Source organism: Streptomyces sp. NPDC000075, from assembly GCF_040301925.1.
GTDB classification, from domain to species: domain Bacteria; phylum Actinomycetota; class Actinomycetes; order Streptomycetales; family Streptomycetaceae; genus Streptomyces; species Streptomyces polychromogenes.
On record NZ_JBEPFL010000002.1, the window covers coordinates 418,531 to 425,737 of the forward strand.

At 75.6% G+C, this 7,207-nt stretch carries 6 protein-coding genes; 3 read left to right on the forward strand and 3 right to left on the reverse strand.

All coding sequences use genetic code 11. The annotated features are described in order from the left end of the window. Positions 1-60 precede the first annotated feature (60 nt). Positions 61-1,353: an MFS transporter gene (locus tag ABT403_RS04095; protein ID WP_425580192.1), complete on the reverse strand. Its 1,293-nt coding sequence runs from the start codon at positions 1,351-1,353 to the stop codon at positions 61-63. Between the two features lie 128 nt (positions 1,354-1,481). Here ABT403_RS04095 and ABT403_RS04100 point away from each other — a divergent pair, with 128 nt between their 5' ends. Together ABT403_RS04100 and ABT403_RS04105 are read left to right on the forward strand one after the other, a co-directional pair. After that, positions 1,482-2,582, forward strand: coding sequence for an AI-2E family transporter (locus ABT403_RS04100; protein ID WP_344158055.1), 1,101 nt, complete (start codon positions 1,482-1,484; stop codon positions 2,580-2,582). 42 nt (positions 2,583-2,624) lie between these two features. Next, positions 2,625-2,870 carry a DUF6158 family protein gene (locus ABT403_RS04105; RefSeq protein WP_344158058.1) on the forward strand — a complete coding sequence of 82 codons (246 nt, stop codon included), beginning with the start codon at positions 2,625-2,627 and terminating at the stop codon, positions 2,868-2,870. A 72-nt stretch (positions 2,871-2,942) separates the two neighbouring features. On the opposite strand, the gene ABT403_RS04110 is transcribed toward ABT403_RS04105, so the two are convergent. Continuing rightward, a complete protein-coding gene (locus tag ABT403_RS04110) occupies positions 2,943-4,277 on the reverse strand; it encodes a tetratricopeptide repeat protein (RefSeq protein ID WP_344158061.1) in 1,335 nt (444 codons plus the stop codon). Positions 4,278-4,438: 161 nt separating this feature from the next. Here ABT403_RS04110 and ABT403_RS04115 point away from each other — a divergent pair, with 161 nt between their 5' ends. Beyond that, positions 4,439-5,794, forward strand: coding sequence for a M64 family metallopeptidase (locus ABT403_RS04115; protein ID WP_344158064.1), 1,356 nt, complete (start codon positions 4,439-4,441; stop codon positions 5,792-5,794). Positions 5,795-5,812: 18 nt separating this feature from the next. On the opposite strand, the gene ABT403_RS04120 is transcribed toward ABT403_RS04115, so the two are convergent. Next, positions 5,813-7,207 (reverse strand): carboxylesterase/lipase family protein (locus tag ABT403_RS04120; RefSeq protein ID WP_351647839.1); only part of this gene is annotated, 1,395 nt, incomplete at its 5' end.

Here is a 7,207-nt window from a genome sequence, read left to right on the forward strand (position 1 = left end):
TGACGGCGGCCTTCCGCACCGCGAGGACCGCCGTTCGGGCGTCCCGCGCCCGGCGCCCGCTCAGGCCGCCGCGCCCGCCGGATCGGCCTGCGGGTCGCCGGCCTCACGGGCGGCCCGGCGGCGCAGCGCGTCCTCGTCGGTGTCCGCGTCGTACGAGATCAGCTTCGGCAGCAGCGCCGCCAGCAGCGCCACCGACGCCACACAGGCCAGACCGCCGCTCCAGAAGGCCGGACGGGTCCCGGTCCAGCCGGCCGTCGTACCCGCCCGCACCTGGCCGAGCTGCGGCCCGACGCTGTACGAGAGCACCTCGATCCCCGCGAGCCGCCCCCGCAGCTCCTCCGGGATCGTCTGGTTCCAGATCGTCGAGCGGCCCAGGGCGCTCAGCATGTCGCCCGCGCCCGCCGCCGCCAGGCACAGCAGCACGAGCCAGATGTCCGAGAACCAGCCCGCCGCGGCGATCGCCAGCCCCCAGGCCGCCGCCCCGAAGACCACCAGCAGCCCGTGCCGCCGCACCCGCGACACCCAGCCGCTGGTCAGCCCCAGCACCAGCGAGCCGACCGCCCCCGCCGCGTACATCAGCCCCAGCGCCCACTCGGCGTCGAGCTCGTCCGCGAGGAAGGGGAAGATCGTGTTCGGGAACGCGAAGAACATCGCCGCCAGGTCGACGGCGTACGTCCCCAGCAGCACCGGCCGGCTCCACGCGTACCGCGCCCCCTCGGCTATCGCCCGCAGCGAGGGCCGCTCCCCGCCGCCCGCCGGCGGCGCCGGGCGCAGCCGCGCGCACAGCGCCACCGAGACGGCGAAGCCCGCGACCGTCGTCGCGTATGCCGAGGCGTACCCGGCGTAGGCGACGACCACCCCGGCCACCGCCGGCCCGGCGATCGCCCCGAACTGGTAGCGCAGCGCGTTCAGCGCGGCGGCGGCCGTCAGCTGGTCGTGCGGCACGATCCGCGCCATCAGCGAGTCCAGCGCCGGCCGCTGGAGCCCCGTCAGCGCCGACACCCCGGCCGCCACCACGTACAGCGGCCACAGCAGCGGGGCCGGCAGCAGCGCGTTCACCAGCAGCACCAGCGCCAGCAGCCCGAGCGCCGCCTCCGTCAGCAGGATCAGCCGCCGCCGGTCCACCGCGTCCGCCAGCGCGCCCCCGTACAGCCCGCACACCACCAGCGGCACCAGCTCCACCGCGCCCATCGCACCGACCGCCAGCGGCGAGTCCGTCAGGTGCTTGATCTGGAGCGGGAGGGCGATCATCGCCATGAACGAGCCGAAGAAGGTGACCGTCCCCTGGAAGAAGAGGAGCCGGAAGTCACGGCTGGAACGCCAGGGGGACAGGTCGGGCAGTACGGAGGACAGACGGGAGCTACTCACAACGCGCCATCGTGCGGGGCCGCCGCACGGCCGGGCAACGGATTTTCTCCCCGGACGGGTCAAAACGGACCCCGGGGCGTGGCACGCGCCGCCTCCGGTGGCACCCATGGGTCATGCCGCCGGTCTCCCCGTTCCTGCGTACGGCAGCGTCCTATGCGTGGCGCCTGCTGGTCGTCGGGGCTGCCGTCTACGCCGTCTTCGTGGTCCTGGGCCGCTTCCACGAGATCGGCGTCGCCCTCTTCCTGGGCCTGGTCATCACCGCGCTGCTGTCCCCCCTGTCCCGGCGGCTGACCCTGCTCGTGCCCCGCTCGCTGGCCGTGGCCGTCAGCCTCATCGGCAGCACGGTCGTGCTGCTGGGCGTGCTCGCGCTGGTCGGCGAGGCGGTGGCGGGGGAGAGCGAGACCCTGGTCAGGGAGTTCCGGGAGGGACTCGTCAGCATCCAGGGGTGGCTGGAGCGGCCGCCGTTCCGGCTGAAGTCGGAAGCCCTCACCGACATCCAGGCCCGCATCGGCGCGTACGTCTCGGCCCACCGCTCGGCCCTGCTGAGCACGGCCGTCAGCGGCGCCGGGCACGTGGTGCAGGTGCTCACGGTCCTGGCGCTCGCGGTGTTCTCCTCCGTCTTCTTCCTGCACGGCGGCGACCGGCAGTGGGCCTGGTTCTGCGCCCAGCTGCCCGAGGGGGCGCGCGAGCGGGTGGGCGTCGCCGGACGCGCGGCCTGGCGCACCTTCACCGGCTACACGCACGGGATCGTGCTGGTCGCCGGCACGAACGCGGCCCTGGTCGGACTCGCGCTCTACCTCCTCGGGGTCCCGCTGGCCCTCCCGCTGGCGCTGCTGGAGTTCTTCGCCGCCTTCGTCCCCCTGATCGGCTCCCCGGTGGCGCTCGCCGTCGCGGCGGTGGTCGCGCTGGCGGCTAAGGGGCCGGTCATCGCGGGCGTGGTGGTCGCTCTGATCGTGGTGATCGGCCAGATCGAGGGCCATCTGCTGCACCCCCTGGTGATGAGCTGGGCGGTGGCCCTGCACCCGCTGGTCGTGGCCGTCTCGGTGGTCGCGGGGGCCATCGCCGCCGGGGTGGTGGGGGCGGTGGTCGCCGTGCCGGTGGTCTCGGTGACCTGGTCCGTCCGCTGCGCCCTGCGCGCCCACGCCGCCGCGGCCCGGCCGCTGCCGCCGGAGCCGCCGCCGGTGGTGGGGTCCGGGCCGGGGCCGGACGGCTGAACGGGCGGGACGCGTCTACCGTAGGACGTGGAGGTGGTAGCCATGGCAGAGAGCTCCGGCGGAGCGGCGCCGCGCAAGCTGGGGGACGACCGGTTGCTGAAGGAACTGGAGACCATCCACCGCACCCGCCACGAGACCCTGCTGCACGGTTCGGACGACGCCCTGGCCACGCACACGCAGCGGCTGCGGGAGCTGGAGGACGAGTACCTCCGGCGCCACCCGGAGCGCGCCCCCGCCTCGGGCCGCACCCGCGAGGGCGCCCGCGCCCGTACCCCGGGCGAGTCGTAGCCGGCCGCCGCGCGGGGCGATGTCCCCGCCCCCGCGGCCCCGCCCCCGCCCCCGCCCCGCGCGGGGTACGGCTCAGCGGAAGGCCGGGGCCGCCGGGGCCGGGCCCAGGGTGGTGGTGCCGGGGGCGGCGCGGTGGCCCAGGCCCGTGCGGTAGGCGTCGAGCGCCGCCTCGGTGCGGCCGGCCCGGCGCAGCAGGTCCCCCAGCAGCCGGCACAGGTCCGCCAGGTCCCCGCCCGCCCCGCTCCGCTCCAGCAGCGCCAGCGCCCGTACGTAGTGCTCCTCCGCCGCCTTTGCCTCCCCCCGCTCCTCGGCGATCAGCCCCAGCAGCCGGTGCGCCCCGCCCGCGTGCACCGCGCCCGGGCCGGAGCCCTCCGCCAGCAGCCCCGACACCAGCTCGGCCGCCTCCTCGTGCCGTCCCAGACGGCGCAGCACGTCCGCCAGCTCCACCTCCACCTGCGCGGTGTACAACGCCGCCCGCCGGGCCGTGAGCATCTCCCGGGCGATCCGCAACTCCCGCTCCGCCGAGGCCAGTTCCCCGTGCTGCGCCTGGACGTAGCCACGCATCCAGTGGCAGTGCGCCAGATCGGTGCGCAGCCGCAGCTGCCGGTAGACGGCCTGGGCCTGCGCCAGTGAGGCGTCGGCGTCCGCGATCCGGCCCTCGGCGAGGAACGTGCGGGCCACCTGCCGGTGCATCCCCGCCACCAGCGCCGGGTCCGCGACCTGCGGGGCCAGTGCCAGCGCCAGCTCCGCCGCGTGGGCCGCGCGGGCGTGCGCGCCCATGTCGATGTACGGGCCGATCACCGCCGAGTACAGCAGCACCAGCGCCTCGGGGTCGGCGAGCCCGCCCGCGTTGAGGCCGTCGATGGCCGATTCCAGCAGGTAGCAGGCGTACCGCAGCTCGCCGGCCAGCAGGTGTGCGACGGCCCGGCCGCGGATCGGCCGGGCCCGGCGGGGGAGCGGCTCACCGGCCAGCAGCAGCTCCGCGGCCTCGAAGTGCCCGGCCGCCTCGGTCAGTTCGCCCGCCTCCAGCGCGCAGTCGCCGAGCCCTAGCAGGGCCTCCGCCCGCTCGTCGGCCAGCCCGAGCCGCTCCGCCTCCCCGAGCAGCCGCCGGAAGTGCCCCGCGGCCTCGTGCGCGGAGCCGGTGGCGAGGGTGCGCTGGGCGTCGGTGAGGGCCAGGCGCAGCTCCGTGGCCAGGGAGGCCGGGCGCCCGGTGGCGAGTTCCTCGTACGAGGTCCCGAGGCGTCCGGCGAGGAAGCGCAGCGCGGTCTCCGAGGGCCGCACCTTGCCCGCCTCCAGGGTGGACACGTACGCCGGTGTGTACGCGGGTTCCGCCAACTGCCTCTGCGTCAGCCCGCGTTCACCGCGCAGCCGGTGCACCCGGCGCCCGATCTCGGCCGGTTCGTCCATGAACTCCCCCTGCGGTCCACGAGGTTTCCTCAACTCCCCAGTATCCGGCGGGAGTCACCCATTGCGCACGCCCTCGGGCGCCCTCTAGTTTAAGCAGCCGGTTCAGTCGAGTTAACCGTTCAATTAACTCCCCTCAACTCCCGGCCCCGGCGGAGGACTTCATGAAGAGAACCGTCCGAACGGCCCTGCGCGCGGCGCTCGCGGCCGCCTGCGCGAGCGCCGCGCTGCTGGCCGCGTCGGCCGTGCCCGCCGACGCGGCGCCGCCCGGCGGCCCGAGCACCCGCCCCGGCGTCGAGGTCGAGATACCCGGGCCGGAACACGGCGCGGAAGCCGGATCCGGCCACACCCGGGTACCCGCCGCCGGACGGGCGAAGGCCGCGCCCCGCCTCTCGGAGTCCGTGCGGGCGGCCGACGGGCAGGTCACCAAGACGGTCGACAACGGCCCCACCTCCGACCGGCTCGACGTGGTCTTCGTCGGCGACGGCTACACCGCCGCCGAACTGGACCGCTTCCACGCCGACGTCCGCGCGAAATGGGCCGAGGTCACGGCCGTGGAGCCCTACACGACCTACCGGAACCTGTTCAACGTATGGACCGTGGACGCCGTCTCCGCCCAGTCCGGGGTCTCCGGCGACCCCGGCCCGGACACCGTCCGCGACACCGCCCTCGGTGCCTACTTCTGGTGCGAGTCCATCGAGCGGCTGCTCTGCGTGGACCAGCCCAAGGTGGACGCGTACGTGGCGAAGGCGCCTGCCGCCGACCTGGTCGTCGTCCTCGCCAACAGCGCCAAGTACGGCGGCGCCGGCTACAACGAACCCAGCCCCACCCTCGGGTACGAGGGCATCTCGACGGCCTCCGCCGGCCATCCCAAGTCCGGTCAGGTGGCCATCCACGAGACCGGCCACTCGCTCGGCAAGCTCGCCGACGAGTACTTCTACCCGGGCGTCCCCGACTACGAGAAGTACACCGGCCCCGAGCCCGCCGACCCCAACACCTCCACCCTCGACGCCGGCCGGATGGCCGCGCAGCGGGCCAAGTGGTACCGCTGGCTCGGCGAGACCTCCCCCGACGGAGGCACCGTCGGCGCCTACGAGGGCGGCGGCTACTACGTCACCGGCCTCTACCGGCCCACCGACAACTCGATCATGCGGGTGCTGGGCAAGCCCTTCAACCTCCCCGGCGTGGAGGCGATGATCGCCGGCTTCCAGCGGCACGCACGCCTCGTCACCCCCATCACCCCCACCGACCGGACCCTGAGGCTGCGGCACACGGCGAAGGCGGCCGTCCCGCGCCTGGCCGCCGCCGACGGGCGCCAGCCGACGGTGCGCTGGTACCTCGACGGCCGCGAGGTCAAGCGGTTCGAGGGCCGCACCGAGGTGCGGGTGGCCGAGCTGTGGCTGCTGGACCTGCGCACCCACGAGCTGTCGGTGACCGTGGAGGACCGCACCCCCGCCGTCCGCGACCCCGCCGTCGCCCGCTCCCTGTCCTCCACCGCGACCTGGAACGTGCGCCTGTAGGGGCCGTCTGACCCCCGTTCAGCCGCCGGTGCCGGGTTCCGGCACCGGCAGGCCGTCCCACAGGGCGCAGTGGTGCGCGGCCGCCGCGTCCACCGGCCGGATCCCCCCGGGGCCCGGAGCCAGCCGCAGCACCGACGGCGTCCGCCCGTCGAACCGGGGCCAGGCCGGCGCCCCCGGCGCGTCCGGCGAGCCGGTGCCGGCGAACCGGGTCCAGTAGCCGGTCATCCGCTCCGACAGCTCCGTCTGAGGTGCCGTCAGGGGCACCGTCCGGAACAGGTAGGGCAGCTCGAAGCCGTGGGCCGCCCCGAAGGGGAAGCCGGCGCGCTCCGGCAGGCCGGTGAAGTTCGGCGCCCGGCTGTCGCTGAACAGGTAGCCGTACACCGGGACGTGGCGGGCCAGGGCGCGGCTGTCGCGCAGCGTCGGGCAGGTGAATGAGGCGTCGGACAGTGCCGTGGCCCAGGCGATCGCGGCCGAGGGGTACGCGGCCTCGGGGTACGCGGCCGCGACGGCCGGGGCCGAGGCGCCGAAGGAGGCGCGGAGCCGTTCGCCGTAGTCCCGCCGCCCGTCCACCGGGTACGTGGCGAGGGTCTGCGAGACGAACAGCCGCATCTCGTCCACGGTGCTGCCCTGGACCACCGGCACCCGGTGGAAACGGCCGGTCTCCAGGGCCCGCCGGGGCTCCACGGGCAGCAGGGCGTTCCCGTACGCGACCCCGGAGAACCGTTCCGTCAGCTCTGCCGTCACCAGCCGGCGCGCGTCCAGTGCGCGCAGGCAGTCGAGCACCTTCCCGGCCGGCCGTCCGCCGCAGCCGAGCCCGTCCGCCGCCGCGACGCCGGCCCCGGCGACGCGTTCCTCCGGGACGAAGGGCTCGTACGTGCCGACCGTCGGCAGCAGGGAGTACGGCGGCATCGTGGTCGAGCAGGACCCGCTCTGCACGATCGCCCGGTGGAACAGGCCGGCCGAGCCGGGGGCGGTCAGGTGGGCGCAGACGCTCAGCCCGCCCGCCGACTCCCCGAACACCGTCACCCGCCCCGGATCCCCGCCGAAGGCGGCCGCGTTCGCCCGGACCCAGCGCAGCGCCGCCTGCTGGTCGGCGAGCCCGAAGTCCGGGGCGCCGCCCAGCTCGGGGTGGCCGAAGAAGCCGAGGATCCCCAGCCGGTAGTTGACCGTCACCACCACCGCGCCGTCCCCGCGCACGGCCAGCGGCTCCGGTGCGTAGAGGTCCGCAGCGCCGAGGCGGAAGCCGCCGCCGTGGAACCACACCATGACCGGCCGGGCCGCCCCCCGGCCCGCCGGGGCGGTGACGTTCAGGTACAGGCAGTCCTCCGAGCCGCTCGGCCCGCCCGGCCCGATGGCCGGCAGCTGCGGGCAGCGGGCCCCGGGCGCGCCCGCGTCGAGGACGGCCGCCCGGCG

Bases quoted from the DNA above. Each gene is read 5' to 3' on its own strand.
- ABT403_RS04105 (WP_344158058.1), top strand. From the start codon at position 2,625: ATGGCAGAGAGCTCCGGCGGAGCGGCGCCGCGCAAGCTGGGGGACGAC.
- ABT403_RS04115 (WP_344158064.1), top strand. From the start codon at position 4,439: ATGAAGAGAACCGTCCGAACGGCCCTGCGCGCGGCGCTCGCGGCCGCC.
- ABT403_RS04110 (WP_344158061.1), bottom strand. From the start codon at position 4,277: ATGGACGAACCGGCCGAGATCGGGCGCCGGGTGCACCGGCTGCGCGGT.
- ABT403_RS04100 (WP_344158055.1), top strand. From the start codon at position 1,482: ATGCCGCCGGTCTCCCCGTTCCTGCGTACGGCAGCGTCCTATGCGTGG.